The sequence below is a fragment of the Rathayibacter sp. PhB1 genome, from assembly GCF_004362935.1.
Classification (GTDB): Bacteria; Actinomycetota; Actinomycetes; order Actinomycetales; family Microbacteriaceae; genus Rathayibacter; species Rathayibacter festucae.
The window spans coordinates 95,046-120,994 of sequence record NZ_SNYD01000006.1 but is presented as its reverse complement, the minus strand read 5'-3'; the positions used below and the strand labels follow the sequence as shown (position 1 = coordinate 120,994).

The window sequence follows — 25,949 nt, the reverse complement described above, 5'->3', positions numbered from 1 at the left end:
GCGCGGAGCGTGGGAGCGGCTGTCAACGCCCCGGACGGCGGCGGGCGGCGCGTCTAGCGTGGAGGGCATGGCCGAACGACTTCGCAGCAGTGTCAGTCCGTACCTCCGCTCGCACGCCGACAATCCGGTGGACTGGTGGCCGTGGGGGGAGGAGGCGTTCGCGGAGGCGGTGCGCCGGGACGTGCCGGTGCTGGTGTCGATCGGGTACGCGACCTGCCACTGGTGCCATGTGATGGCGCGGGAGTCGTTCTCGGACCCGGTGCTCGCGGCGCGGTTGAACGACGGGTTCGTGGCGGTCAAGGTGGACCGCGAGGAGCATCCGGACGTCGATACCGCCTATCTGACGGCGGCGAGTGCGTTCACGCGGAATCTGGGCTGGCCGCTGACCGTGTTCACGACTCCGGCGGGGGAGACGTTCTACGCGGGGACGTACTTCCCGCCGCGGGCCGTCGGCGGGGTGCCGGCGTTCTCGGACGTGCTCGACGCGGTGTCGGAGGCGTGGCGGCTGCGGCGCGACGAGGTGCAGGCGACGGCGGGGTCGCTCAGCACCGCGCTGCGGGAGGCGACCGCGGTGGTGCCGACCAACGGCGCACTCCCGGACGATGCGGCCCTCGCGGCGGCCGTCGAGGCGCTCGCCGCGGAGGAGGACCGGGTGCACGGCGGTTTCGGCGGGGCGCCGAAGTTCCCGGTGGCGCCGGTGCTCGGCTTCCTGGCGTCGCGGGACGACGGCGCAGGGCTGGCCGAGCGGACGCTGCTGACACTGGCGGGCTCGCCGCTGCGGGATCGCGACGGCGGCTTCTTCCGCTACGCCACTCGCCAGGACTGGAGCGATCCGCACTACGAGCGGATGCTCTACGACAACGCCCAGCTGCTCGACGTCGCGGCGGTGCTGCTCGGGCGCGACGGCACCGATCGGGAGGCGCTCGCCGGGGTGGCGGAGGGCGTCGCGTCGTTCCTGCTCGCGACGCTGCGGCGGCCGAGCGGCGGCTTCGCCAGCGCGCAGGACTCCGAGAGCGTCATCGACGGGCAGCGCTCGGAGGGCGGCTACTACCTGGCCGAGGACCGCACGGATCTGACCCCGCCCGCGCTCGATGAGAAGGTCGTCACGGGCTGGAACGGGCTGGCGATCGGAGCGCTCGCGCGGGCCGGGCGGGTGCTGGGCCGGGAGGACTGGATCGCTGCCGCGCGCGACGCCGCCGATCTCCTCCTGGAGCGGCACCTCGTCGACGGGCGCGTCGGCGTCCGCGCCTCGCTCGGCGACTCCGTCTTCGCCGCGCGCCCGGCGCTGGAGGACCTCGGCATGCTCGCCGGCGGACTGCTGCAGCTGGCGCTCGCCGAGGGGGCGCCGCGCTACGCGGTCGTCGCCCGGACGCTGATCGACGGGGCGCTGGACGCGGCCCCGTCCTGGCCGCCCTTCGCGCTGCCCGGCGGCGGGGACCCGGCGCTCACCGCGCGCGGGCTGCTGCTGGCGGCGGATCCGTCCGAGGGCGCCTACCCCTCGGGCCTCTCGGCGGCGGCCGACGCGGCCCATGTGCTGTACCTCCTGACGGGGGAGCGGCGCTACCGGGACGCGGCGGAGGCCGTGGTCGCGGGCATCGCACCGGGCGCGCTCGGGCAGCCGATGGGGTTCGGCGGCGTGCTCGCGCTCGCCGGGCGCCTCGCGCGGCCGGTCACGCAGCTCGTCGTCGTCGTCCCGGACGACGGCGCACGGGCACCGCTGCAGCGCGGCGCCCGGGAGACCGGGCTGGGCGTGCTCGCGGTGGTGAGGGGCGACGCGGCGGCGGAGTGGGCCCGCGCGGGCTTCGAGCTCTTCGAGGGCCGGACGTCGCGCGACGGCCTGCCGACGGCCTACTCCTGCGAGGCGTTCGTCTGCGCGCTGCCGACGACGGAGCTGCCGGAGGAGCTGCTCACGCAGCCGTGACGACGAGCGGGGCGTCGGGGTCGGCGGCCCACTCGTTCAGCGAGCCGTCGTAGACGACCGCGGTGTCGACGCCGAGGACGGCGAGCGCGAGCGCGTCGGCCGTCGCGGCGATCCCGCCCGCGCAGTAGAGGACGATCCGCTCGGCCTGGAGCGTCTCGCCGAAGAGCGCCCGCAGCCGCTCCGGCGGGAGGAGCGTGTTGTCCTCGCGGTCGACCAGCCGCACGGCCGGAACGCTGACCGAGCCGGGGAGATGGCCGAGGCGCGGCCGGCGCCCCTGCTCGCCGGTGAACTCTCTCGGCGGCACGGCGCAGACCAGGGCGCCCGGCTCCTCGCCGCGGACGACGCGCTCGACGCCGGCCTTGTCGATCCAGAGCGGGCGCTCGGGGCGCACGATGATGCCCGCGGCCGCCCGCGGCTCGACGTGACCGGTCTCGATCGGGCGCTCCTCCCGCCGCCAGGCGCTGAGTCCGCCGTCGAGCACCGCGACCGCGTCGTGCCCGGCGGCGCGCAGGAGCCACCACAGGCGCGACGCCCACTGGCCCACCGCGGAGTCGTAGACGACGACCACCGAGTCGTCGTCGATGCCGAGGGCGGCCGTCGCCGCGGCGAAGCGCTCGGGGTCGAGCCGGGTGAAGGGGAGGGCCGCCTCGGGATCCGAGAGCTGCGCGAGCAGGTCGCCGAACACCGCACCGGGCACGTGGCCCTCGAGGAGGTACTGCTCGTCGCCGCCGAGGTAGCCGGGCCGGCCGTCGAAGCCGGTCACCAGCAGGACGCTCGCGTCGACCACGACGAGGTGCTCGCGGCCGAGCTGGTCGGCCAGCCACTGGGTCGAGACGATCGGCCGGGCGAGGTAGGGGGCTGCAGGGCTGCTCACCCGCACCACGCTAGGCGCGACCCCCGACGCTCCGCAGGCCGGTGCGTCATCGTGGTTCATCCGGCGTCACAGTCCGCTCGGCGCGGCCGTCCCTCCTGCGGTACCGACCGCCGCGCTCAGCACTCGATGACGTTGACCGCGAGGCCGCCCTCGCTGGTCTCCTTGTACTTCGAGGACATGTCGATGCCGGTCTGCCGCATCGTCTCGATCACGGTGTCGAGCGAGACCCGGTGCGTCCCGTCGCCGTGCAGCGCCAGCCGCGCCGCGCTGACCGCGGTCGAGGCCGCGATCGCGTTGCGCTCGATGCACGGGATCTGCACCAGCCCGCCGACCGGGTCGCAGGTGAGCCCGAGGTGGTGCTCCATCGCGATTTCGGCCGCGTTCTCCACCTGCCGCGGGGTCCCGCCGAGCACCGCGCACAGCGCGCCCGCCGCCATCGCGCACGCCGAGCCGACCTCGCCCTGGCAGCCGGCCTCGGCGCCCGAGATCGACGCGTTGGTCTTGCAGAGCGAGCCGATCGCCGTCGCGGTGAGCAGGAACCGCCGGATGCCCGCGCGGTCAGCCCCGGGCACGAAGCGGAGGTAGTGGTGCGCGACGGCCGGGATGATGCCCGCCGCCCCGTTCGTCGGCGCGGTGACGACGCGCCCGCCGGCCGCGTTCTCCTCGTTGACCGCGAGGGCGAACGCGTGCAGCCACTCCACCGAGGTCGCCCGCGCGCGGTCCAGCGGGTCGTCCTCGAAGGCCTCGAGCCTGCCGCGCAGGACGGAGGCGCGGCGCTGCACGCCCAGGCCGCCGGGCAGGACGCCCTCGGTCGCCAGGCCGTGCTCGACGCAGGCGGCCATCGCGTCCCAGATCGCGTCCAGCCGGGCGTCGACGTCGAGGCCGGGGTGCAGTGCCCGCTCGTTCGCGGCGGCGATCTCGTCGATGCTCGAGCGGGTCCGGTCGCAGGTCGCGAGCAGATCGAGCGCGGAGACGAAGGGGTAGGGGTGCGGAGCGAGCGAGGCCAGCTCGGCGCGCTCGCCGGCCCGGCGGATGAAGCCGCCGCCGATCGAGTAGTAGGTCTCCTCCCACTCGGGCAGCGCCGCGTCGCCGAGCCAGACGCTGAACGTCAGGGCGTTGGGGTGCTCGGGGAGCCGGGTGCGCGGCTCGAAGGCGATGTCGTCGCGCGTCATCGGCAGGCGTGCCTCACCCGCGAGGACGATCGCGCCGTCCTCGTCGAGACGCCGCCACGCTCCGCGGACCTCCTCCGGGTCGCAGGTCTCCGGGTGCAGCCCGGACAGCCCGGCGACGATCGCGTCCGGCGTCCCGTGGCCGATGCCCGTGGAGCCGAGCGAGCCGTAGAGCGTGCAGACCACGCGGCTCACCCGGTCGAGCAGCCCGGCGTCGCGCAGCCGCTCGGCGAGGGCCAGGGCCGCCCGCATCGGTCCGACCGTGTGCGAGCTGGAGGGGCCGATCCCCACGCTGAACAGGTCGAAGGCGGAGACGTATGCACTCATCTCCCGAGACTACGCCTCGCGCACAGAAGGGGGCGGGCGCCCGATCGAGCGCCCGCCCCTGTCGTTCCGAGTACCGGGACCGAGGTCCCGAGCGTCAGAACTCGCAGTGCACGTGGTCCGAGTGGCCCGCATCGCCGGGGCCGAGCGTGAGCGTCGCGCCCATCTCGGCGCAGGCGTTCTGGATCGCCTGGTGGTCGGCGCCCTCGTAGACCCGCACGCCGTCGATCAGGTCGATGTCGACCGCGTCGCCGGTGTAGTGGCCGGAGCCGGTGGAGTGGTCCTCACCCGCGATGGAGGTGACCCGCAGGGTGTGGCCGTACTGCGTGTTCAGCTTCAGCAGCGCGTCGAGCATGGCCGGGTTCAGCGCGACCGAGGTCACACCGGCGTCGCCCTCGGGGCTCGTCTTCGCCGGCTGGCCGGCGGCCGTGTCGCGGATGTTGGCGAGCGAGGTGGAGGCGGCGTCCGAGCCCAGCTCGTAGAGCTCGATCCCCGGGTTGTCGAGGATCGCCTGCGCGGTCGCAGCGGCGTCGCCCGACGGGGGAGGCGTGGTGCCGCCGCCCGTCCCGGCGACCAGGGCCTTCCAGGTGGCCGGTCCGACGATGCCGTCGGCGGTCAGTCCCGCAGCGCCCTGGAAGCTCTGCACCGCGGCGGTCGTCGCCGCGCCGAACGCGCCGTCGACCGCGACGGACGCGCCGTTCGCGTTCAGCTGCGTCTGGACCGCACTGACCGCGTCACCGGAGGCGCCGCTCTGCACGGTCACCGTCAGCGCGCCCCAGGTGGCCGCGCCGATCACGCCGTCGGCCGCGAGGCCCGCGCCGGACTGGAAGGAGGTGACCGCCGACTGCGTGCCGGCGCCGAACGCGCCGTCGACCGCGAGCGACTGGCCGGAGGAGCGGAGCAGGTACTGCGCGGTGGTCACGTCCTCGCCGGTCGAGCCGGAGGAGAGGACGGGCCAGTCGGCCGCCTGGGCGCTGGTCGCGGTCCCGACGCTGACGCCGAGGGCGAGCAGCAGGGCGGTGACGACCGCGAGGACGCGGGCGCCGATGCTCCGCCGGTGCCGGGCCTCGGGGGCCGCCGTGCTGGTGGTCGTGCTGATCTCCGTCGTGCTGATCTCCGTGGTGCTCATGATCCTCATCCCTCGCTCTCGACGGCCTCGCGCGCCAGGGTCTCCCACTGCGCGTAGGCGTCCGGGTAGGCGGAGACCTGCACGGCCTGCGCCGCCTCGGTCACCGACATCGACTCCCAGCCGGCGATGTCCGTCAGGCCGGTGTTGGTGGTGGGGCTGTTCGCCGCCCCGTAGAAGGCCCTCGAGGCGTAGACCGGGTCGACGAGGTCGGCCGGGTCGCCCCAGCCCGCCGACGGGCGCTGCTGGAAGAGGCCGACCGAGTCGCGGTCGCCGCCGGAGAGGTTCCGCAGTCGCGACTCCTGCATCGCCGTGGCGATGGCGACGACCCAGCCGTACTCGGGGACGCCCGCCGTCTTGCCCTCCGCGATGATCGTGCGGACGTTCGCGAGCTGCTCCTCGCTGAGGGTCGCGAAGGTCTCGCCCGGCTGGCCCGGGTCGGGCGTGGTGCCCGAGCCGGCGCCGACGAGCGACTGCCAGGTCTGCGGACCGACGACGCCGTCGACCGTGAGCCCGGCCGCCGACTGGACGCTCTTCACGGCGGCGAGGGTCGCGGCGCCGAACGCGCCGTCGACCGTGAGGCTCGCGCCGACCTTGTTCAGCTGCACCTGGAGCGCGCTGACCGCCTCGCCGGAGTCGCCGGAGGACACCGTCGTGATCAGGGCGGCCCAGGTCTGCGCGCCGACGATGCCGTCGGCGGAGAGGCCGCGCGCGCTCTGGAAGGAGGTCACCGCGGCGGCGGTGGCGGGGCCGAAGACGCCGTCGGCGTCCACGGAGGCGCCGGCGGCGTTCAGCAGGTGCTGCACGGTCCGGGCGTTGGCGCTGTTCTCGCCCTCGGCGACGACGGGCCAGGCGGCGGCCGACGCGGCAGCGGCGCTGACCGGCGCCTCGGCCGCGAAGACGGCCGGGGCCGTGGCGACCGACCCGAAGGCGAGGGCGCCGCAGGCGATCCCTGCGATCAGGAGGCGCCTCGGGCGCTGGGCGAGTGGAGTGGGACGGGTGGTTCTCATCGTTTCGTACACCTCTTCGTGGCCGCCATGCGGCCGGATTCGTTGTCACGATCGGCGGAGTTCGCTTCTCCCTTGCCCGTCCTGCCTACTCCTGTCGCTGTCACGGATCCGGGGACACGGAGGGGTCGCCCAGAGAGCGCCCACGCGATGCGGAGGAGACTCCGCCGGGAGGGGGAGGTGCTCAGCGGACGGCAGGAGGATCCTTCGCCGGTGGGCTCCGACGACCCGCGCCGCGCGACACGCCCGGGTTGCACGGCTCCAGCGGCACTGCTAGCTTCGGCGGGCGCGCCACCGGAGTGCGCACCCCCGACGCCAGGAAGGAGCAGCCCGTGACCGCGTCTCGATGGACCCGCGACGAGCTGCTCGTCGCCGATCGCCCCCGCGCCCTCGTCGGCGCGGTCGAGCTCGAACGCTCGAAGCGCGATCTCGCGAACCTCCAGCCCGGCGTCGTCCGGCACCCCTAGGCATCCGCCGCGGGCTCCCGGACGACGTCGTCTCGGGGCCCTCGTGCGTCGGCACTCCTCTGCAGGGGAGGGGCCTCGCGGTCGGCTCGCGGCATCCCGCCGCCCCGAGCGCGTCCCACCCCGATCCCGGCGACCGCCGGGCCTTCACGAGAGGAAGGACCATGCAGAGAATCACGGAGCGGCTCGTCTCCTGGGCGAGCATCCTGGACGACAACGCGCGGCAGCAGGCGCTCACCGCGTCCGAGATGCCGTTCATCCACCCCCACCTGGCGCTGATGCCCGACGCCCACCTCGGACTCGGCGCGACGGTCGGCTCGGTCATCCCGACCCTCGGCGCGCTCATCCCGGCGGCCGTGGGCGTCGACATCGGCTGCGGCATGATCGCCGTCCGCACGCAGTTCTCCCGGAGCGACCTCGCCGGCCGCGACCTGGGCGAGCTGCGGCGGCAGATCGAGCGGGCGGTGCCGCTGTCGGCGGGCGCGGCGAACCGCAAGGTCGTCGCGACCGCCGAGCCGCGGGTGGTCGAGCTGGAGGCGCTCGCCGTCGAGGCGGGCTTCGACCCGGCGCGCTCGGCGAAGCACTGGCGGCTGCAGGTCGGCTCGCTCGGCAGCGGCAACCACTTCATCGAGGTGAGCGTCGACGAGACGGACGCGGTCTGGCTGTTCCTGCACTCCGGCTCGCGGGGCGTGGGCAACCGGATCGCGACGGCGCACATCCGGGTCGCCCGCGAGTACTGCGAGCGGCACTGGATCTCGCTGCCGCACCCCGACCTCGCCTACCTGGTCGAGGGGACGGAGCAGTTCGACCGCTACGTCGCCGAGCTGCGCTGGGCGCAGCGGTTCGCGCTGCTCAACCGCGAGGAGATGATGGACCGGGTGATCCGCCGGCTCGCCGAGTGGAGCGGCGTCGCGGTCCAGGAGCGGGAGCGGATCAACTGCCACCACAACTTCACCGAGAAGGAGCGCCACTTCGGCCGCGACGTCTGGGTGAGCCGGAAGGGCGCGATCCAGGCCGACGCCGGACGGCCGGGGCTCATCCCCGGCTCGATGGGGACCGCCTCGTACGTGGTGGTCGGGCGCGGTGACGCGATGTCGTTGAACTCGTCGCCGCACGGCGCCGGTCGCGAGTACTCGCGGTCGGCGGCGCGGAAGGCCTTCAGCCGCGAGCAGCTGCGGGAGGCGATGGCCGGCATCGAGTACCGCGACACCGACGCCTTCCTCGACGAGATCCCGGCGGCCTACAAGCCGATCGACCGGGTGATGGCCGACGCGGCCGACCTCGTCGAGATCCGGCACACCCTCCGCCAGCTCGTCAACGTGAAGGGCGACTGACCCCCTCCGCGAGATGCCACTTGTGCACGCGACACGCCGTGGAAGGCGCGCACAAGTGGCATCTCGCTGCGGAGGAGGGCGGTGTCAGCGCAGGGTCTTGCGGGAGGTGATCTGGCCGGTGTCGAAGCCGAGGAGGTGCAGGCCGCCGTGGAAGCGGGCGTGCTCGACCTTGAGGCAGCGGTCCATCACCACGGTGAGGCCCTTCGACTCGCCGTACTCGGCGGCCTCCTGATTCCAGATGCCGAGCTGCACCCAGACCGTCGGCGCGCCGATGGCGACGACGTCGTCGATGACCGAGGGGATGTCGCTCGCCTTGCGGAAGACGTCGACGATGTCCGGCACGACGGGCAGGTCGGCGAGGCTCTTGTAGACCGGCTGCCCCAGGATCTCCTTCGCGTTGGGGTTCACGAAGTACAGCTCGTAGTCGCTCGACTGCTGCAGGTAGGTCGACACGAAGTAGGAGGAGCGCGCCGGGTTCGGCGAGGCGCCGACGATCGCGACGGTCTTCGCGCGGCGGAGGATGTCCAGTCGCTTCTTCGCGTCCGGCCCGACCCAGGTGCGCTGCGACTTCAGCAGCTTCGCCAGTGGCGAGTTCGTCGGCACGGAGCAGCTGAGCCCGTTGGACAGGTGCGCGACGACGGTGTCGTCGGCCTCGGTGGTCGCGGCGGTGTCGGCAGCGGTGGCGGTGTCGGTGGCGGTGTCGCTCATGGTCAGACCTCCACGGTCGGGGAGTCGATGGTCACCGAGACGTCGTCGGGGAGCTCGGTCGGTGCGTCCGGCGTGCCGTGCTCCTCGACCGCGCGGGTGAGCGCCTGGTCGAGGTCGTAGATGATGTCGTCCGCGTCCTCGATGCCGACCGAGAGCCGGACGAGGCCCGGCAGCACCCCGGCGTGCAGCAGCTGCTGCTCGGTGAGCTGCGCGTGCGTCGTCGAGGCGGGGTGGATCACCAGGGTCTTCGCGTCGCCGATGTTGGCGAGGTGGCTGGCGAGGTCGACCGACTCGATGAACGTCTGGCCGACGGCGCGGCCGCCCTTGACGACGAAGCTGAACACCGAGCCCGGGCCCTTGGGCAGGTACTTCTGCGCGCGCTCGTGGTGCGGGTGCGCGGGAAGGCCGGCCCAGTAGACCTCCTCGATCCGCGGGTCGGCGTCGAGCCACTCCGCGACGCGGCGGGCGTTGTCGACGTGCGCCTGGATCCGGTAGGGCAGCGTCTCGACGCCCTGCGCGAGCAGGAAGGCCGAGTGCGGGGCGAGGACCGGGCCGATGTCGCGCAGCTGCTCGGCGCGCAGGCGGGTGAGGAAGCCGTACTCGCCGAAGTTGCCGTCCCAGGAGAGACCGCCGTAGGACGCGACCGCGTCGTGCAGCAGCGGGAACTTCTCCTGCGAGTAGTGGAAGCGGCCCGACTCGACGACGACGCCGCCGAGCGTGGTGCCGTGCCCGCCGAGGAACTTGGTGGCCGAGTGGATGACGATGTCGGCGCCCCACTCGATCGGGCGGACGAGGTACGGCGTGGCGACGGTCGAGTCGATGATCAGCGGGATGCCGGCGGCGTGCGCGACGGCGGCCAGGCCCTCGATGTCGGCGATCTCGCCGGAGGGGTTCGCGATCGTCTCGGCGTAGAGCACCTTGGTCTTGTCGGTGATCGCGGCGGCGTAGTCCGCCGGGTCGCTCGACTGCACGAAGGTGGTCTCGACGCCGAAGCGCCGCAGCGTGACGTCGAGCTGGGTGATCGAGCCGCCGTAGAGGTTGGCGGAGGAGACGACGTGGTCGCCCGCGCCGACCAGCGCCGCGAAGGTGATGAACTGCGCCGACAGGCCGGAGGCGGTCGCGACGGCGCCGAGGCCGCCCTCGAGGCTCGCGACCCGCTCCTCGAACGAGGCGACGGTGGGGTTGGAGAGCCGGGAGTAGATGTTCCCGTACTTCTGCAGCGCGAACCGGGCCGCCGCATCGGAGGTGTCGTCGAAGACGAACGCGCTCGTCTGGTAGATCGGCAGCGCTCGCGCGCCCGTCACCGGGTCGGGGATGTTGCCGGCGTGGATTGCCCGCGTCTTGAAGCCGTACTCGCGATCTGCCATGCGATCGACGCTAGCGGGCGCCGCCGACACCGGGCCGCCGGAGCGACGCATCCCGTAACAGTCCCAGGCTCTGAGCACTCGAAGCGTCGCGCCTCGACGAGCGTCAGAGCGTCGCGTGCACCGCCGCCAGCGACATCACGGCGATCGCGAACCACGAGGCGAGCGCGACGACCAGCGCCCGCCAACCCGTGGTGAGCAGCGACCGCAGCCGCACCCCGCTCCCGAGCGCGAAGAGCGCCGCCGCCAGCAGCCAGGTCTGCGCCGTGTCCGCCGCGACCAGCACGCCCTCCGGCAGCGGCAGCAGCGTCCGCAGCAGCACCGCCGCGAGGAAGCCGACCACGAACAGCGGCACGATCGCGGGTCGCGGCCCGCCCTCGTCTCCGCCGCGCCGCGTCACGGCAGCGGCCACCGCCACCATCGGCGCGAGCATCACCACGCGGGTCAGCTTCACCACAACCGCGATCGCGAGGGCCGACGCCCCCGCGACCTGCGCCGTCGCCACCACCTGTCCGACGTCGTGCACCGACGCGCCGACCCAGTGCCCGAACTGCACGTCCGTGAGGCCGAGCGGATAGCGCAGTGCCGGCAGCACCGCGATCGCGAGGGTGCCGCAGAGGGTGACCAGCGCGACCGGCACCGCCTGCTCCTCCTCCTTCGCCCGGGTGGCTCCCGCCATCGCACCGATCGCCGAGGCCCCGCAGATCGAGAAGCCGGCGGCGAGCAGCAGCGGCTCGCGGCCGGGCAGGCGCAGGGCGCGCCCGAGGCCGTAGGTCAGCCCGAAGGTCGCGAGCACGATCGCGACGACGATCAGGATCGCGCCCCAGCCGAGCGCGGCGATGTCGACGAGCGAGAGCTTGAGCCCGAGCAGGACGATGCCGGTGCGCATCAGCGTGCGCGAGGAGAACTTGAGTCCCGGTGCCAGCCGGCCGCTCAGCAAGGGACGGGCGGCCGGCAGCTGGGCGACCAGGATCCCGAGCGCCACGGCGGCCGTCAGCATCGGCACGGCGGGGATCGCCAGGTGCACCGCGAAGGCCAGGACCGCGGCGGCCGCGCAGGCCGCGAGTCCGGGCCCGATCCGGGCGATCAGACCCATGAGGGCAGCCACATGTGCGCCTGCCAGAACGAGAAGGACGTCTGCTGCCCGGTCCAGAGCGGGTAGAAGTAGGCGGTCAGGGCCGCCGCGAGCACCACGAAGATCAGCACGATCACGATGCCGCGCGTGCGTCTGCCGCGCTCGTCACCGCGCTTCCCGATCACCACCCCGGCCGTCAGGGCCAGCGCCAGCATCATGTAGGGCTCGAAGACCACGCAGTAGAACTGGAAGACGGTGCGATCCAGGTACAGCATCCAGGGCAGGTACCCGGCGACGATGCCCATCAGCACGAAGCCGGCGCGCCACTCCCGGTAGCGGGCGAGCCGGTAGAGCAGGTAGACCAGCCCGAGCACGCCGGCGTACCAGATCAGCGGGTTCGCGACCGAGGTGATCGCCTCGTCGCAGCGCACCGCCGCGCAGCCGTCGACCCCGGTCGCCTGGTCGACGAAGTACATGCTCGTCGGCCGCAGCATCAGCAGCCAGGTCAGCGGGTTCGCCTCGTAGGGGTGCGTGGCGCGCAGATTGATCGAGTAGTCGTACATCTGCACGTGGTAGTGCCAGAGGCTCTGCGCCCAGTCCGGCACCCAGGCGAGCGCGCCGGTCCAGGCGTTGCCCGGGGCCTCCGTCGCCCACTGCCGCGCCCAGCCGCCCGAGGTGCGCAGCCAGCCGAGCCAGGTGCCGAGGTAGGCGATCAGCGCGATCGGCACGACCAGGAGGAAGGTGACCGGCCCCTGCTTGAGGATCGCGCCGCTGACCCAGAACGGCACGCCCGCGCGCCGGCGCAGCAGCGCGTCGACGACGACCGCGTAGACGCCGTAGGCGGCGAGGAAGTAGATGCCCGTCCACTTCACGCCCGCCGCGAGGCCGAAGATCAGACCGGCGGCCAGCAGCCAGGGCCGCCACCAGAGCACCGGTCCCCAGCTCGGCAGATCGCCCGCGGCGACCTTCACGGCCATCCGCTCCTCGGCCCAGCGCCGGTCGAGCAGGATCGCGGCGACACCGCAGAGGGCGACGAACATCAGGATGCCGTCGAGCAGCGACACCCGCGACATCACGATCGCGTGGCCGTCGATCGCGAGCAGCAGGCCGGCGAGCGAGGCGAGGAAGGTGGAGCGGAAGAGCAGCTTCCCGATCACGATCACGAGGGCGACCGCGAGGATGCCGACGATCGCGGTGGCGAGACGCCAGCCGACGCTGTCGTCCGCGCCGAGCAGGCCCATCCCGAGCCCGATGATCCACTTGCCCAGCGGCGGGTGCACCACGAAGGACGGCGCTCCGGTGAAGACGTCGACGGCGCCGGTGGCGAAGCCCGGGTCGGGGTTCTCGGGCCAGGCGCCCTCGAAGCCGAGGTTCCAGAGGGTCCAGGCGTCCTTGACGTAGAAGGTCTCGTCGAAGACCAGCGAGCGCGGGTGCCCGAGGTTCCAGAGGCGGAGCACGGCGGCGACAACGACGACGAGGATCGGCAGCCCGAGCTCCCAGAGCCGGCGGCGCGCGGTGGTCGCGACGAGGCGGTCGTGCACGTCGTCGAACCAGGAGCCGCGGGGCAGGTCCGGCGCGCTCTCGCGCACGCGCGCCGGCGGGGCGCTCTCGGCGGTGCTCGCGGCAGTGCCGCGGGCGGTGCTCTCGGCGGTGCTCCCGTCCGCGGGCCCGACCGGCACGGCGCGCGAGGCCCCCGCGGAGTCGAGGAGCAGGTCGTCGAAGTCGCGCTGCGGTCGGTCCGTCACCCGGCCATGCTAACGGCGTGCGGATCGGCCGCCGGGCCGGGTTCGGCCGTCGTCGCGCGCCGACTGGGAGGATGGTCGGATGATCATCCTGGCCGGCACGCCCATCGGCAATCTCGGCGACGCGACGCGGAGGCTCGTCGAGGCTCTCGAGAGCACCCGGCACATCGCCGCCGAGGACACCCGCGTCACCATCCAGCTGCTCCGCGCCCTCGGGATCGAGAACCGCCCGCAGCTCTACGCCCTGCACGACCACAACGAGCGCGAGCGCTCCGCCGAGCTGGTCGAGCTCGCCCGCGAGGAGGACCTCCTCGTCCTCAGCGACGCCGGCATGCCGACCGTCTCGGACCCGGGCTACCACCTCGTCGAGACCGCCGTCGCCGCCGGCGTCCGCGTGACCGCTCTGCCCGGCCCGTCGGCCGTGCTGATGGCGCTCGCCGTCTCCGGCCTGCCGACCGACCGCTTCAGCTTCGAGGGCTTCCTGCCGCGCAAGCACGGCGAGCGGGTCACGCTGTTCCGCTCGCTCGTCGACGAGCGCCGGACGATGGTCTTCTTCGAGTCGCCGCACCGCATCGGCGACTCCCTCGCCGATCTCGTCGAGGCGATGGGCCCCGAGCGGCGGGTCGTGGTCTGCCGCGAACTGACCAAGATGTTCGAGGAGGTTCGCCGCGGCACCGCGGCCGAGCTCGCCGAGTGGGCGGCCGACGGCCTCCGCGGCGAGATCTGCCTGGTCGTCGAGGGCGCCCCCGAACGCGAGGCGTCCCTCGAGGACGGGCTCGCCGACGTGCTCGAGCGGGTCGCGGCGGGCGCGCGGCTCAAGGAGGCGTCGGCCGAGGTCGCGGAGATCACCGGCCTGTCCAAGCGCGCGCTCTACGAGGCGGCCCTCGCCTCCCGCCGGGGCTGAGCGCCGAGCGCGAGCCGGCGTCGGCACCGCTCCGTCACACAGCGGGAGGCCCCGGCGGCGAACCATAGGATGGTCGCCATGTCCGACGGCGCCTCCTTCTATCTCACGACCCCGATCTTCTACGTGAACGACGTCCCCCACATCGGGCACGCGTACACCGAGGTCGCCGCCGACGTCCTCACCCGCTGGCACCGCCAGGCGGGCGACGACACCTGGCTGCTGACCGGGACCGACGAGCACGGCCAGAAGATCCTGCGCACCGCCACCGCGAACGGGACGACCCCGCAGGAGTGGGCCGACCGGCTCGTGCAGAACTCGTGGAAGCCGCTGCTGTCGACGATCGACATCGCCAACGACGACTTCATCCGGACCACGGAGCAGCGCCACGAGGTCAACGTGCAGAAGTTCCTGCAGAAGCTCTACGACGAGGACGCGATCTACACCGGCGAGTACGAGGGCTACTACTGCGTGGGCTGCGAGGAGTACAAGCAGCTCTCCGACCTCGACGAGGGCACCGGCGAGTACGAGGGCCAGTACGTCTGCAAGATCCACTCGAAGCCGGTCGAGCTGCTCAAGGAGAAGAACTACTTCTTCAAGATGAGCGAGTACACCGACCGCCTGCTCGCGCTCTACGAGGAGCGCCCCGACTTCGTGCAGCCCGAGTCGGCGCGCAACGAGGTCGTCAGCTTCGTGCGCCAGGGCCTCGCCGACCTCTCGATCTCGCGCTCGAGCTTCGACTGGGGCGTCAAGGTGCCCTGGGACGACTCGCACGTCGTCTACGTCTGGTTCGACGCGCTGCTCAACTACATCACCGCCGTGGGCTACGGCCAGGACGAGGCGGAGTTCGAGCGTCGCTGGCCGGCGACCCACATCGTCGGCAAGGACATCCTCCGGTTCCACGCGGTGATCTGGCCCGCGATGCTGATGGCCGCCGGGCTCGACGGGCCGAAGCAGGTCTTCGGCCACGGCTGGCTGCTGGTCGGCGGCGAGAAGATGTCGAAGTCGAAGCTGACCGGCATCGCACCGGAGCAGATCACGGACACCTTCGGCTCGGACGCGTTCCGCTACTACTTCATGAGGGCGATCACCTTCGGCCAGGACGGCTCCTTCTCCTGGGAGGACCTCGCGGCGCGGTACCAGGCGGAGCTCGCGAACGGCTTCGGCAACCTCGCCTCGCGGGTCATCGCGATGCTGCACCGCTACTACGACGGCGTCGTGCCCGAGCCCTCGGCGCTGACCGAGGCGGAGGAGCGCGTGCAGGCGACGGTCGCGGAGGCGGCGGCCGCGGCCGACCGCTCGATCGAGACCCTCGCGATCCACGATGCGATCACCGCCGTCTGGACGATCGTCGACGAGCTGAACGGCTACATCACCGAGCAGGAGCCGTGGGCCCTGGCCAAGAGGGACGAGCGCGAGCGCCTCGGCACCGTGCTCTACACGGCGTCGGAGGGGCTGCGCGCCCTGGCGGTGCTGCTCTCGCCGGTCGTGCCCCGCGCGACCACGGCGCTCTGGGAGGCGCTCGGCGTGCAGGACGCGCTCGGCGCCCTCACCGCCCAGCCGCTGCGCGCGGCGGGGGAGTGGGGGCAGCTGCCCGTCGGCACCACCGTCGGCACCCTCGCCCCGCTCTTCCCCCGCATCGAGGTCCCGGAGTCCTGATCCGTCCGCGCCGCTGATCGCGGAGCCCGCTCCGCGGGCGCGCACTTGCCGATCACGGAGCCCGCTTCGCGGGCGCCCTCCAAGATGATCGAGCCCGCTTTGCGGGCGCCGTCATGTTGATCGAGTAGCCCGCTGCGCGGGCGTATCGAGATCCACCGTCTGCAAGCGCGGGGTCTCGATACGCCGCCTGCGGCGGCTACTCGACCAGCATGGTGCTGCGGCTGCGGCTGCGGCCGCCGTCGCCTGCGGCCGCCGTCGCCTGCGGCTGCGTCGCCCCCTCATGCTGATCGAGTAGCCCGCGCCGCGGGCGTATCGAGATCCACCGTCTGCAGGCGCGGGTTCTCCGGATCCACCCTCCGGGGCCCCGCCGCCCCGCCCCGGTAGCCTGGACGCATGACCGACAGCCAGCACGTCCGCGCCCGCGAGAACACGTCCGGCCGCGACCTGACGTACCCGCCGCTGCCCGAGGCGCTCGTCGTCCCCGTCTACGACAACCACACGCACCTCGAGATCAGCGACGGCCTCGAGCCCCTCGACTACCGCGAGCAGCTCGACCGCGCCTCCACGGTCGGCGTCCGCGGCGTCGTGCAGGTCGGCACCGACGTCGAGACCAGCCGCTGGTCGGCCGAGCGCGCCGCCTCCGAGCCGCGCATGCTCGCCGCCGTCGCCATCCACCCCAACGAGGCGCCGGCGCTCGAGGAGCGCGGCGAGCTCGACGACGCCCTCGCCGTCATCGCCGAGCTGGCCACCCAGCCGCGCGTCCGTGCCGTGGGCGAGACCGGTCTCGACTTCTTCCGCACCGGCGAGAGCGGCCGCGCCGCCCAGCTCCGCTCGTTCGAGGAGCACATCCGCATCGCGAAGGAGACCGGCTCCGCGCTGCAGATCCACGACCGCGACGCGCACCGCGAGGTGATGGAGACCCTCCGCCGGGTCGGCGCCCCCGAGCGCACCGTCTTCCACTGCTTCTCCGGCGACGCCGACATGGCGCGGATGTGCGCTGAGGAGGGCTGGTACCTCTCCTTCGCCGGCACCGTCTCGTTCAAGAACGCCGAGTCGCTGCGCGAGGCGCTGGTCGCCACTCCGCGGCACCTGATCCTCGTCGAGACCGACGCGCCCTACCTCACTCCGGAGCCGTTCCGGGGCCGCCCGAACGCGCCCTACCTGATCCCGCACACCCTCCGCTCGATGGCCGCGACGCTGGAGACCGACGTCGGCCACCTGGCCGCCACGATCGCCTCGAACACCGAGCAGGTCTACGGCGAGTGGGGCGGCGAGGTCGGCTCGGAGCCGTCGGAGCCGGTCGGGCAGCTGGCATGACCGGCCGGCACGCGGCGGAGGCGGCGGCCGAGGAGGTCGCCGTCCCGAAGCTGCTCGGACCCGCCGAGATCCGCGATCTCGCCCAGCTGCTCGACGTCACGCCGACCAAGAAGCTCGGCCAGAACTTCGTGCACGACGCCAACACCGTCCGCCGCATCGTCAAGCTCGCCCGCGTGGAGCGGGGCGAGAGCGTCGTCGAGATCGGCCCGGGCCTCGGCTCGCTCACCCTCGGCCTGCTCGAGGCGGGCGCCGGGGTCGTCGCCGTCGAGATCGACGGCCGGCTCGCGGAGCAGCTGCCCCGCACCGTCCAGCTGATGGCGCCCGCCGCCGACCTCACCGTGATCCGCGCCGACGCGATGAAGGTGCTCGAGCTGCCGGGGGAGCCCGTCCGGCTCGTCGCGAACCTCCCGTACAACATCTCGGTGCCGGTGCTGCTGCACTTCCTCGAGCACTTCCCGAGCATCCGCTCCGGCGTGGTGATGGTGCAGTCCGAGGTCGGCCTCCGCCTCGCGGCCGGCCCGGGCTCCAAGATCTACGGCGGCCCGAGCGTCAAGGCGTCCTGGTTCGGCTCGTTCACGACCGGCGGCACCGTGTCCCGGCAGATCTTCTGGCCGGTGCCCAACGTCGACAGCGTCCTCGTCTCGTTCGAGCGCGGCGAGGAGCCGGGCGACGAGACCCTGCGCCGCGCCGTCTTCGCGGTGGTCGACGGGGCGTTCGCGCAGCGGCGGAAGATGCTCCGCCAGTCGCTCGCCGCGCTCTTCGGCGACAGCACGGCCGCGATCGCCGCGCTCGAATCGGCCGGCGTGCCGCAGACGGCCCGCGGCGAGGAGCTCGACGTCGCGGCGTTCACCGCCCTCGGCCGGGCGCTCGACCCGGCGCGGGTGCCGGTCCGCGGGGGTGCGGTGCCGACCGCGACGGGGCCCGAGGACGACGGCGAGAGCGCCGACGAGGATGCCGGCGAGGCCGTCGACGAGAGCGCTCCCGCCGCGGACGAGCGCGGCTCCGCCACCCTGTAGCGTGGTCGCATGGCCCATCGCGCGACGACGTCGAACCGGGTCCACGCGCGAGCGCCAGGCAAGATCAACGTCTACCTGAAGGTCGGTGCCGTCCGCGAGGACGGCTACCACGAGCTCGCGACGGCGTTCCAGTCGCTGTCGCTCTACGAGGACGTCCGCGCGAGCGACGCCCCCGACTTCTCGGTCGAGTTCTCCGGCTCGATCGACACCCGCGGCCTCGCCGTCGACGGGTCGAACCTCGCGATCAAGGCGGCGCGGGCCCTCGCCCGGGCGACCGGCTACCGCGGCGGCGTGCACCTCGAGATCGAGAAGAACGTGCCGATCGCGGGCGGGATGGGCGGCGGCTCGGCCGACGCCGCCGCGACGCTGCTGGCCTGCGACGCGCTCTGGGGCACCGCGTGCACCCGCGAGCAGCTGCTCGGGATCGCCGCCGGGCTCGGCGCCGACGTCCCGTTCTCCTTCACCGGCGGCACCGCGATCGGCGTCGGCCGCGGCGACGAGCTGAGCCCCGCGCTCGCCAAGGGCCGCTTCGAGTGGGTGCTCGTGCTCTCGGAGCAGGGGCTGTCGACCCCCGAGGTCTACCGCGAGCTGGACCGCCACCGCGAGCGGCACCTGCACGACTTCCGGCCGATCTCCGCGACGCCGAGCATCGAGCCGAACGTGCTGCAGGCTCTCCGGGCGGGCGATGCCGCGATGCTCGCCGATGCGATGCACAACGACCTGCAGGCGCCCGCCCTGCACCTGCAGCCCGGCCTCGCGCGGATCCTCGAGCGCGGCGAGGAGAGGGGCGCCCTCGGCGGCCTCGTCTCCGGCTCCGGCCCGACGGTCGCCTTCCTCCTGCCCGACGCCGACGCCGCGCTCGACCTGCAGCTCGAGCTGACGTCCGCCCGCCTGCGCGCCGTCCGCGTCTCCGGCCCGGTCCACGGCGCCCGCCTCCTCTCCACCTGAGGCGTGCCGTCGGGGCATGCTGGTCGAGTAGCCGCGCAGCGGCGTATCGAGACCCACCCTGCTGGACACGGTGGATCTCGATACGCCCTCTGCGAGGGCTACTCGATCAGCATGGGCCGGCGGGCTCGTCTCCACGCGGACGGCGGCCTCAACATGCTGGTCGAGTAGCCGCGCAGCGGCGTATCGAGACCCGCCCTGCTGGACACGGTGGATCTCGAGACGCCCTCTGCGAGGGCTACTCGATCGGCAGGGGTGGGCCGCCGCGCCGTCCGCAGAGAACGCTCGATCTCGTGGCCTAGAGTGCCGATCATGGCCCCCAGACGAGTAGCACTGTTCGCGATCCTCACCGGACTCGTCTCGGCCGCCGTCACCCTCGCCACCGCCGAGCTCGTCGCCGTCTTCACGGGCGCCGGCGGCAGCCCGCTCGTCGCGGTCGGCGGCTTCGTGATCGACATCGTCCCGCCGGGCGTCAAGGACACGGTCATCGCCCTGTTCGGCACCGGCGACAAGCTCGTGCTCCTCGTCTCGCTCGGCATCGCGGTCGCCCTGCTCGCGATCGCCGCCGGGCTGCTCGAGTACCGCAAGACACCGCTCGGCGTCCTGGTCCTCGCCGCCGTCGCGGGCCTCGGCGCGCTCGCGGCCGTCAGCCGGGAGGGCGCCTCCGGCATCGACGCCGCGCCGAGCGTGGTCGGCATGGTCGCCGGCGCGATGGTGCTGCGCGCCTCCTCCGCCCGCTTGCGCGCCTGGGACGAGGAGCCCGCCCAGGGCTCGACCGACCGCCGCTCCTTCCTCCGCCTGGTCGGCATCGCCGGTGCCGCGGCCGTCGTCGCGGGCGTGGGCGCGCGGGTCGTCACCGCCGCCGCCTCCGCCGTCACCGCGGTCCGCGAGGCCGTCGTGCTGCCGACCCCCGCCGCCACCGCCGCGCCGATCCCCGCGACCGGCGTCCTCGACAGCATCGAGGGCATCAGCTCCTACGTCACCTCCAACGACGACTTCTACCGGATCGACACCGCGCTCTCCGTGCCCAGCGTCGACCCGGCCGACTGGTCGCTGAGGATCACCGGGATGGTCGAGGAGGAGATCACCCTCACCTGGGACGAGCTCCTCGCCCTCCCGCTCGAGGAGCATCTCGTCACCCTGTCCTGCGTCTCGAACGAGGTCGGCGGGGACCTGATCGGCACCGCGCTCTGGCTCGGCTACCCGATCCGCGAGCTGCTCGCCCGCGCCCGCCCGACCGCCGGCGCCGACATGGTGCTCTCCCGCAGCATCGACGGCTTCACCGCGTCCAGCCCGCTCGAGGTGCTGACCGACGAGGGCCGCGCCAGCCTGCTCGCCGTCGGCATGAACGGCCAGCCGCTCCCGGTCGAGCACGGCTTCCCGGTGCGGATGGTCGTCCCGGGCCTCTACGGCTACGTCTCGGCGACCAAGTGGGTCACCGAGCTCAAGGTCACCACCTTCGAGGACGACGTCGCCTACTGGTCGACCCGCGGCTGGACCGAGCGGGGCCCGATCAAGGTCGAGTCCCGGATCGACGTCCCCCGCCAGGGCCAGGCCGTTCCGGCCGGCACGGTCGCGGTCGCGGGCGTCGCCTGGGCGCCGCACACCGGCATCTCGAAGGTCGAGGTCCAGATCGACGGCGGCGCCTGGCAGTCCGCGCGCCTGGCCGAGGCCGTCACCGCCGACACCTGGATCCAGTGGGTCTACGAGTGGGACGCGATCACCGGCGACCACGTCGTCCTGGTCCGCGCCACCGACTCCGAGGGCCTGGTGCAGACGCAGGACGAGGCGCCGCCCGCCCCCGACGGCGCGACCGGCTGGCACATGCGCACCGTGACGGTCGCCTGAGCGCACCGCGTCCGCCCGTGGGGATCCGCGGAGGCGGCCCCCGGTAAACTCGGCCCCTATGGCACATCTCCTGGGCGCTGAGTCGCTCCGCCTCGAGTACCCCACGCGGGTCATCTTCGACGACGTCTCCCTCGGCATTGAGGAGGGCGACCGGATCGGCATCGTCGGCCGGAACGGCGACGGCAAGTCCACCCTCCTCCGCCTGCTCGCCCAGCGCATCGAGCCGGACGGCGGCCGGGTCACCCACCGCCGCGGCGTCACGCTCGGCATGCTCGACCAGGCCGACACCGTCGACGAGGAGCTCACCGTCGCCCAGGCCGTGGTCGGCGGGCTCGAGGAGCACGAGTGGGCCGGGGACGCGCGGACTCGCGACGTCATCGCCGGGCTGCTGCGCGACGTCCCCTGGGACGGCGTCGTCGGCGCGCTCTCGGGCGGCCAGCGCCGCCGCGTCGCCCTGGCCAAGCTGCTCGTCGGCGACTGGGACGTCGTCTTCCTCGACGAGCCCACCAACCACCTCGACGTCGAGGGCATCGCCTGGCTCGCCGAGCACCTCAAGCGCCGCTGGGCCGCGACCTCGGGCGGCCTCGCGGTCGTCACCCACGACCGGTGGTTCCTCGACGAGATCTGCACCGCGACCTGGGAGGTGCACGACCGCCTGGTCGAGCCCTTCGAGGGCGGCTACGCGGCGTACATCCTGCAGCGCGTCGAGCGCGACCGGATGGCCTCGACCATGGAGTCGAAGCGGCAGAACCTGATGAAGAAGGAGCTGGCCTGGCTCCGCCGCGGCGCTCCGGCCCGCACCGCCAAGCCAAAGTTCCGCATCGACGCGGCGAACCAGCTGATCGAGAACGAGCCGCCCGTCCGCGACTCCGTCTCGCTGTCGCAGCTCGCCGTCTCGCGGCTCGGCAAGGACGTCGTCGACCTGCTCGACGTCACCGTCCGCTACGGCGAGCGGACCGTGCTCAACCGGATCGAGTGGCGGATCGCTCCGGGCGAGCGCACCGGCGTCCTCGGCGTGAACGGCGCCGGCAAGTCGACCCTGCTCGGCCTCGTGGCCGGCAGCGTGCAGCCGACCAGCGGCAAGGTCAAGCGCGGCACGACCGTCCGAGTCGCGATCCTCGACCAGCAGCTGCGCGAGCTGACCGAGGTGCAGCACCAGCCGGTGCGCGAGATCATCGCCGAGCAGCGCACCAGCTACTCGATCGGCGGCAAGGAGATGACGCCCGGGCAGCTGCTCGAGCGCCTCGGCTTCTCCAGCGCGCAGCTCTCGACGCCGGTGAAGGACCTCTCCGGTGGCCAGCGCCGTCGGCTGCAGCTGCTGCTGATCCTGCTCAGCGAGCCGAACGTGCTGATCCTCGACGAGCCCACCAACGACCTCGACACCGACATGCTCGCCGCGATCGAGGACCTCCTCGACTCCTGGCCCGGCACGCTGCTCGTCGTCTCGCACGACCGCTACCTGCTCGAGCGGGTCACCGACCAGCAGTACGCCGTGATGGACGGCGCGTTCCGCCACCTGCCCGGTGGTGTGGAGCAGTACCTCGACCTGCGCCGCGCGCTGGAGAAGGGCGCGCCCGCGGGCGGCTCGACCGGCGCGTCCGCTCCGGCCCCGTCCGGCCTCGGCGGCGCCGAGCGGCGCACCGCCGAGAAGGAGGTGTCGGCGATCGACCGGCGCCTGCACAAGCTCACGCAGCTCTCCGCCGCGGTGCACGAGAAGATGGCGACCCACGACCCGGACGACTACGACGGCATCCTGGGCCTGAACGCGAAGCTGCGCGAGCACCAGGACGAGGCGGCCGGGCTCGAGCTGCGCTGGCTGGAGCTGTCGGAGCTGCTCGAGGGCTGAGCGGCGCAGAACATCAGCTGAGAAGGGGGTGCCTCCGCTGTCGGGGGAGGGACCCCCGTCTCAGCTGATGTTCTGCAGTGGAGTCAGCCGAAGTCGAGCGAGAGCTTGCGGAGCAGCTGCGCGAGCCGCTCCTGCTGCGCGTGCGTGAGGGCTCCGAGCAGCTCCTGCTCGGCGTCGACGAGCCGGGTGATCGCCGCATCCACCCGGGACAGGCCCGACGGCGTCATCTGCACCAGCACGCCGCGGCCGTCGTTCGGATCGTCGAGGCGCTCGACGAGGTCGCGCTCGACCAGCCGGTCGATCCGATTCGTCATCGTGCCGCTGGTGACCATCGTCGCCTGGAGCAGCTGCTTCGGGCTCATCCGGTAGGGCGCCCCCGCGCGGCGGAGGGCGGAGAGGACGTCGAACTCCCAGGTCTCGAGCTCCGAGCGGCCGAAGGCGCTGCCGCGCGCCCGCTCCAGCTGCTTGGCGAGCCGGCGCATCCGGGAGAAGACCTGCAGGGGAGTGAAGTCGAGGTCGGGCCGCTCGCGCACCCAGGCGTCGACGATGCCGTCCACCTCGTCATTCGCGCTCACCCGTCCATTCTGGCGGGTGCGCGCCCCGGGAGTCGCCCGGAGCCGCCCGGCGGGGACGCCACGGCGACGGCGGGTGCGGGCGGATGGCAGGATGGACGGCGCGCGAGAGCGCGGTCCGCCATGGTGTAACGGCAGCACGGCAGCCTTTGGAGCTGTCCGGTCCAGGTTCGAATCCTGGTGGCGGAGCTCGAGCACCGAGCACCGGTGCCGGACGGAGGAGCACGCGCACCATGGTCGACAGCACGCTCGCGGTGGTGATCCTGGCCGCCGGTCAGGGCACCCGGATGAAGTCCCGCACCCCCAAGGTCCTGCACCGCCTCGCCGGGCGCCCGCTGCTGGGGCACGTCCTCGACACGGCCGCCTCGCTCGACGCCGGTCACGTCGTCACGGTCGTGCGGCACGAGCGCGAGCGGGTCGCCGCCGCGGTCCTGGACCACTCGCCGGCGGCCCTCGTCGTCGATCAGGACGAGGTGCCCGGCACCGGCCGCGCCGTGGAGCTCGGCCTCGCCGCGCTGCCGGACGACTTCGACGGGACCGTCGTGGTGCTCAGCGCCGACGTCCCGCTGCTGGACGCCCCGACGCTGCGCCGCCTGGTCGACGAGCACCTCGCCGCGGCGAACGCCTTGACGATGCTGTCCTGCGTGCTCGAGGACCCGACCGGCTTCGGCCGGATCGTGCGCGGCGTCGACGGCGGCTTCGCCTCGATCGTGGAGCAGAAGGACGCGAGCGACGTCGAGCTCGCGCTCACCGAGACCAACGCCGGCGTGTACGCCTTCGAGGCCGCCGCCCTGCGCGCGGTGATCGGCGCCATCGGCACCGACAACGCCCAGCAGGAGAAGTACCTCACCGACGCCGCCGCCGCGCTGAAGGCCGCCGGCCGCGCCATCGAGGCCGTCCCCGTGCAGGACCGCTGGCTCGTCGCCGGCATCAACGACCGCGCCCAGCTCGCCGACGCCGCGCTCGAGCTGAACGCCCGCATCGTCCGCCGCTGGCAGCTCGAGGGCGTCACGATCCAGGACCCGGCGACCACCTGGATCGACGTCGACGCGGTGCTCTCGCCCGACGTCGAGATCCTCCCCGGCACGCAGATCAAGGGGCCGACGGTCATCGCCTCCGGGGCGATCATCGGACCGGACACGACGCTCGACTCCTGCGAGGTCGGCGAGGACGCGGTGATCAAGCGGTCGGACGCGACGCTCGCCGTGATCGGCGCGCAGGCGCAGGTCGGCCCGTTCTCGTTCCTCCGCCCGGGCACCGTGCTCGGCGAGCGCGGCAAGATCGGCGCCTACGTCGAGACCAAGAACGCGACGATCGGCGCCGGCTCGAAGGTGCCGCACCTCTCCTACGTCGGCGACGCGACGATCGGCGAGGAGTCGAACATCGGCGCCGGCTCGATCTTCGCCAACTACGACGGGGTGAACAAGGCGTCCTCCGTCGTGGGGTCGCACGTGCGCGCCGGGTCGCACAACGTCTTCGTCGCCCCCGTTAGAATCGGTGACGGAGCGTACACGGGCGCCGGCACGGTCATCCGCAAGGACATCCCCGCCGGAGCCCTCGGCATCACCGTCGCTCCGCAGCGCAACATGGCCGGATGGGTGCAGACCCATCGTCTGGGAACCGCGTCGGCCACCGCCGCCGAGGCCGCCCAGGCGTCGGAGCCCGAGGGCACCGACCGCGCGACCGGAGGAAGCGGAGCACAGTGACGGGCATCACCGCCAGCAACAAGAAGAGCCTGGTCCTGGTCTCGGGGAGGGCGCATCCGGCACTGGCGGAAGCGGTCGCCGACGAGCTGGGCACCGAGCTGGTCACCACCGAGGGGCGCACCTTCGCGAACGGCGAGCTCTACGTCCGCTACGGCGAGTCGGTCCGCGGCGGGGACGTCTTCGTCCTGCAGTCGCACACCTCGCCGATCAACGAGTGGCTCATGGAGCAGCTGATCATGGTCGACGCGCTCAAGCGCGCCTCGGCCAAGCGGATCACCGTGGTCGCGCCGTTCTACCCCTACGCGCGCCAGGACAAGAAGGGCCGCGGTCGCGAGCCGATCTCGGCCCGCCTCGTCGCCGACCTGTTCAAGGCCGCCGGCGCCGACCGCATCATGTCGGTCGACCTGCACGCCGCGCAGATCCAGGGCTTCTTCGACGGTCCCGTCGACCACCTCTTCGCGATGCCGGTGCTGCTCGAGCACTTCCGCGAGAAGCTCGACCCCTCGACCCTCACCGTCGTCTCGCCGGACATGGGCCGTGTCCGCGTCGCCGACATCTGGAGCGACAAGCTCGGCGTCCCGCTCGCGATCATCCACAAGCGCCGCGACCCCAAGGTCGCCAACCAGGTCTCCGTGCATGAGATCGTCGGAGAGGTCAGCGGCCGCGTCTGCCTCCTCGTCGACGACCTGATCGACACCGGCCGCACCATCGCCAAGGCCGCCGAGGCGCTCAAGGCCGCCGGCGCGATCGGCGTCGTCGTCGCCGCGACCCACGCCGTCTTCTCCGACCCGGCCCGCGAGCTGCTCAGCTCCGAGTTCATCGACTCGGTCGTCGTCACCGACACCCTGCCGCTGCCCGAGGAGAAGAAGTGGGACCGCCTGACGATCCTGCCGATCGCCCCGCTGCTCGCCCGCGCGATCCACGAGGTCTTCGACGACGGCTCCGTCACCTCCATGTTCGACGGCGACGCGTAGGCCGCAACCGGAGACGTCCGCGCTCCGCGCGCCACATGCTGGTCGAGTAGCCGCGGA

Annotated in this window: 21 protein-coding genes and 1 tRNA gene; 13 read left to right on the top strand and 9 right to left on the bottom strand. The window is 73.0% G+C overall.

From position 1 onward, the window contains the following. Window positions 1-67: 67 nt before the first annotated feature. A complete protein-coding gene (locus tag EDF17_RS16140; RefSeq protein WP_123447647.1) occupies window positions 68-1,921 on the top strand; it encodes a DUF255 domain-containing protein in 1,854 nt (617 codons plus the stop codon). Here the strand turns inward: EDF17_RS16140 and EDF17_RS16135 are convergent. The 4 genes from EDF17_RS16135 to EDF17_RS20505 all read right to left on the bottom strand — a co-directional run bounded on the left by EDF17_RS16135 (window position 1,908) and on the right by EDF17_RS20505 (window position 6,424). Continuing rightward, entirely contained in the window at window positions 1,908-2,795 is an 888-nt protein-coding gene (locus EDF17_RS16135) for a rhodanese-like domain-containing protein (RefSeq protein ID WP_166649716.1), read from the bottom strand. The genes EDF17_RS16140 and EDF17_RS16135 overlap by 14 nt on opposite strands. Before the next feature lie 116 nt (window positions 2,796-2,911). Further along, window positions 2,912-4,291, bottom strand: a complete 1,380-nt coding sequence (locus EDF17_RS16130; protein WP_123447645.1) for an L-serine ammonia-lyase — start codon at window positions 4,289-4,291, stop codon at window positions 2,912-2,914. Between the two features lie 94 nt (window positions 4,292-4,385). Then, window positions 4,386-5,417 carry a peptidoglycan-binding protein gene (locus EDF17_RS16125; RefSeq protein ID WP_243732933.1) on the bottom strand — a complete coding sequence of 344 codons (1,032 nt, stop codon included), beginning with the start codon at window positions 5,415-5,417 and terminating at the stop codon, window positions 4,386-4,388. 5 nt (window positions 5,418-5,422) lie between these two features. Continuing rightward, a complete protein-coding gene (locus EDF17_RS20505) occupies window positions 5,423-6,424 on the bottom strand; it encodes a peptidoglycan-binding protein (RefSeq protein ID WP_123447644.1) in 1,002 nt (333 codons plus the stop codon). A gap of 329 nt (window positions 6,425-6,753) precedes the next feature. Between EDF17_RS20505 and EDF17_RS20500 the strand changes: the two genes are divergently transcribed. Then, entirely contained in the window at window positions 6,754-6,888 is a 135-nt protein-coding gene (locus EDF17_RS20500) for a hypothetical protein (RefSeq protein WP_260321745.1), read from the top strand. A 161-nt stretch (window positions 6,889-7,049) separates the two neighbouring features. Next, window positions 7,050-8,219, top strand: coding sequence for an RtcB family protein (locus EDF17_RS16115; RefSeq protein ID WP_123447643.1), 1,170 nt, complete (start codon window positions 7,050-7,052; stop codon window positions 8,217-8,219). 84 nt (window positions 8,220-8,303) lie between these two features. Here EDF17_RS16115 and EDF17_RS16110 read toward each other — a convergent pair whose 3' ends face one another. From EDF17_RS16110 to EDF17_RS16095, 4 genes are all read right to left on the bottom strand, one after another. After that, window positions 8,304-8,927: a CoA-binding protein gene (locus EDF17_RS16110; protein WP_123447642.1), complete on the bottom strand. Its 624-nt coding sequence runs from the start codon at window positions 8,925-8,927 to the stop codon at window positions 8,304-8,306. Window positions 8,928-8,929: 2 nt separating this feature from the next. Further along, window positions 8,930-10,294 (bottom strand): O-acetylhomoserine aminocarboxypropyltransferase/cysteine synthase family protein, encoded by a 1,365-nt coding sequence (locus EDF17_RS16105; RefSeq protein WP_123447641.1) that lies wholly within the window; start codon window positions 10,292-10,294, stop codon window positions 8,930-8,932. 103 nt (window positions 10,295-10,397) lie between these two features. Next, window positions 10,398-11,387, bottom strand: coding sequence for a putative sulfate exporter family transporter (locus tag EDF17_RS16100; RefSeq protein WP_123447640.1), 990 nt, complete (start codon window positions 11,385-11,387; stop codon window positions 10,398-10,400). Then, the gene (locus EDF17_RS16095) at window positions 11,378-13,111 is read right to left on the bottom strand and encodes a phospholipid carrier-dependent glycosyltransferase (protein ID WP_243732932.1); all 1,734 of its coding nucleotides are present in this window, start codon (window positions 13,109-13,111) and stop codon (window positions 11,378-11,380) included. Before EDF17_RS16095 ends, EDF17_RS16100 begins: the two co-directional genes overlap by 10 nt. Window positions 13,112-13,190: 79 nt before the next feature. On the opposite strand from EDF17_RS16095, the gene rsmI reads away from it, so the two are divergent. The 7 genes from rsmI to EDF17_RS16060 all read left to right on the top strand — a co-directional run bounded on the left by rsmI (window position 13,191) and on the right by EDF17_RS16060 (window position 22,640). After that, window positions 13,191-14,012 carry a 16S rRNA (cytidine(1402)-2'-O)-methyltransferase gene (gene rsmI / locus EDF17_RS16090; protein WP_123447639.1) on the top strand — a complete coding sequence of 274 codons (822 nt, stop codon included), beginning with the start codon at window positions 13,191-13,193 and terminating at the stop codon, window positions 14,010-14,012. A 78-nt stretch (window positions 14,013-14,090) separates the two neighbouring features. Next, window positions 14,091-15,668, top strand: a complete 1,578-nt coding sequence (metG, locus tag EDF17_RS16085; protein WP_123447638.1) for a methionine--tRNA ligase — start codon at window positions 14,091-14,093, stop codon at window positions 15,666-15,668. A gap of 393 nt (window positions 15,669-16,061) precedes the next feature. After that, a complete protein-coding gene (locus EDF17_RS16080) occupies window positions 16,062-16,985 on the top strand; it encodes a TatD family hydrolase (RefSeq protein WP_123447637.1) in 924 nt (307 codons plus the stop codon). Continuing rightward, on the top strand, window positions 16,982-18,001 hold the full coding sequence (gene rsmA, locus EDF17_RS16075; protein WP_123447636.1) for a 16S rRNA (adenine(1518)-N(6)/adenine(1519)-N(6))-dimethyltransferase RsmA: 1,020 nt from the start codon (window positions 16,982-16,984) through the stop codon (window positions 17,999-18,001). Before EDF17_RS16080 ends, rsmA begins: the two co-directional genes overlap by 4 nt. 9 nt (window positions 18,002-18,010) lie before the next feature. Then, window positions 18,011-18,949 carry a 4-(cytidine 5'-diphospho)-2-C-methyl-D-erythritol kinase gene (locus tag EDF17_RS16070; protein ID WP_123447635.1) on the top strand — a complete coding sequence of 313 codons (939 nt, stop codon included), beginning with the start codon at window positions 18,011-18,013 and terminating at the stop codon, window positions 18,947-18,949. A gap of 309 nt (window positions 18,950-19,258) precedes the next feature. Then, window positions 19,259-20,794 (top strand): molybdopterin-dependent oxidoreductase, encoded by a 1,536-nt coding sequence (locus tag EDF17_RS16065; protein ID WP_123447736.1) that lies wholly within the window; start codon window positions 19,259-19,261, stop codon window positions 20,792-20,794. 58 nt (window positions 20,795-20,852) lie between these two features. Next, window positions 20,853-22,640 carry an ABC-F family ATP-binding cassette domain-containing protein gene (locus EDF17_RS16060; protein ID WP_123447634.1) on the top strand — a complete coding sequence of 596 codons (1,788 nt, stop codon included), beginning with the start codon at window positions 20,853-20,855 and terminating at the stop codon, window positions 22,638-22,640. Window positions 22,641-22,723: 83 nt separating this feature from the next. Here the strand turns inward: EDF17_RS16060 and EDF17_RS16055 are convergent, their stop codons facing one another. Beyond that, entirely contained in the window at window positions 22,724-23,215 is a 492-nt protein-coding gene (locus EDF17_RS16055; protein ID WP_123447633.1) for a MarR family transcriptional regulator, read from the bottom strand. A gap of 114 nt (window positions 23,216-23,329) precedes the next feature. On the opposite strand from EDF17_RS16055, the gene EDF17_RS16050 reads away from it, so the two are divergent. From EDF17_RS16050 to EDF17_RS16040, 3 genes are all read left to right on the top strand, one after another. Then, a tRNA-Gln gene (locus tag EDF17_RS16050) sits at window positions 23,330-23,401 on the top strand. Window positions 23,402-23,445: 44 nt separating this feature from the next. Next, window positions 23,446-24,918 carry a bifunctional UDP-N-acetylglucosamine diphosphorylase/glucosamine-1-phosphate N-acetyltransferase GlmU gene (gene glmU, locus EDF17_RS16045; RefSeq protein ID WP_123447632.1) on the top strand — a complete coding sequence of 491 codons (1,473 nt, stop codon included), beginning with the start codon at window positions 23,446-23,448 and terminating at the stop codon, window positions 24,916-24,918. Beyond that, window positions 24,915-25,892 carry a ribose-phosphate diphosphokinase gene (locus EDF17_RS16040; RefSeq protein WP_123447631.1) on the top strand — a complete coding sequence of 326 codons (978 nt, stop codon included), beginning with the start codon at window positions 24,915-24,917 and terminating at the stop codon, window positions 25,890-25,892. The genes glmU and EDF17_RS16040 overlap by 4 nt, the downstream gene beginning before the upstream one ends. Window positions 25,893-25,949 lie beyond the last annotated feature (57 nt).

Coding starts and splice junctions, on each gene's coding strand:
- glmU (WP_123447632.1), top strand. CDS start 23,446: ATGGTCGACAGCACGCTCGCGGTGGTGATCCTGGCCGCCGGTCAGGGC.
- EDF17_RS16125 (WP_243732933.1), bottom strand. CDS start 5,417: ATGAGCACCACGGAGATCAGCACGACGGAGATCAGCACGACCACCAGC.
- EDF17_RS16115 (WP_123447643.1), top strand. CDS start 7,050: ATGCAGAGAATCACGGAGCGGCTCGTCTCCTGGGCGAGCATCCTGGAC.
- EDF17_RS16070 (WP_123447635.1), top strand. CDS start 18,011: ATGGCCCATCGCGCGACGACGTCGAACCGGGTCCACGCGCGAGCGCCA.
- EDF17_RS16080 (WP_123447637.1), top strand. CDS start 16,062: ATGACCGACAGCCAGCACGTCCGCGCCCGCGAGAACACGTCCGGCCGC.
- metG (WP_123447638.1), top strand. CDS start 14,091: ATGTCCGACGGCGCCTCCTTCTATCTCACGACCCCGATCTTCTACGTG.
- EDF17_RS16060 (WP_123447634.1), top strand. CDS start 20,853: ATGGCACATCTCCTGGGCGCTGAGTCGCTCCGCCTCGAGTACCCCACG.
- EDF17_RS16110 (WP_123447642.1), bottom strand. CDS start 8,927: ATGAGCGACACCGCCACCGACACCGCCACCGCTGCCGACACCGCCGCG.
- EDF17_RS20505 (WP_123447644.1), bottom strand. CDS start 6,424: ATGAGAACCACCCGTCCCACTCCACTCGCCCAGCGCCCGAGGCGCCTC.
- EDF17_RS16100 (WP_123447640.1), bottom strand. CDS start 11,387: ATGGGTCTGATCGCCCGGATCGGGCCCGGACTCGCGGCCTGCGCGGCC.
- EDF17_RS16105 (WP_123447641.1), bottom strand. CDS start 10,294: ATGGCAGATCGCGAGTACGGCTTCAAGACGCGGGCAATCCACGCCGGC.
- EDF17_RS16065 (WP_123447736.1), top strand. CDS start 19,259: ATGGCCCCCAGACGAGTAGCACTGTTCGCGATCCTCACCGGACTCGTC.
- EDF17_RS16140 (WP_123447647.1), top strand. CDS start 68: ATGGCCGAACGACTTCGCAGCAGTGTCAGTCCGTACCTCCGCTCGCAC.
- rsmA (WP_123447636.1), top strand. CDS start 16,982: ATGACCGGCCGGCACGCGGCGGAGGCGGCGGCCGAGGAGGTCGCCGTC.
- rsmI (WP_123447639.1), top strand. CDS start 13,191: ATGATCATCCTGGCCGGCACGCCCATCGGCAATCTCGGCGACGCGACG.
- EDF17_RS16130 (WP_123447645.1), bottom strand. CDS start 4,291: ATGAGTGCATACGTCTCCGCCTTCGACCTGTTCAGCGTGGGGATCGGC.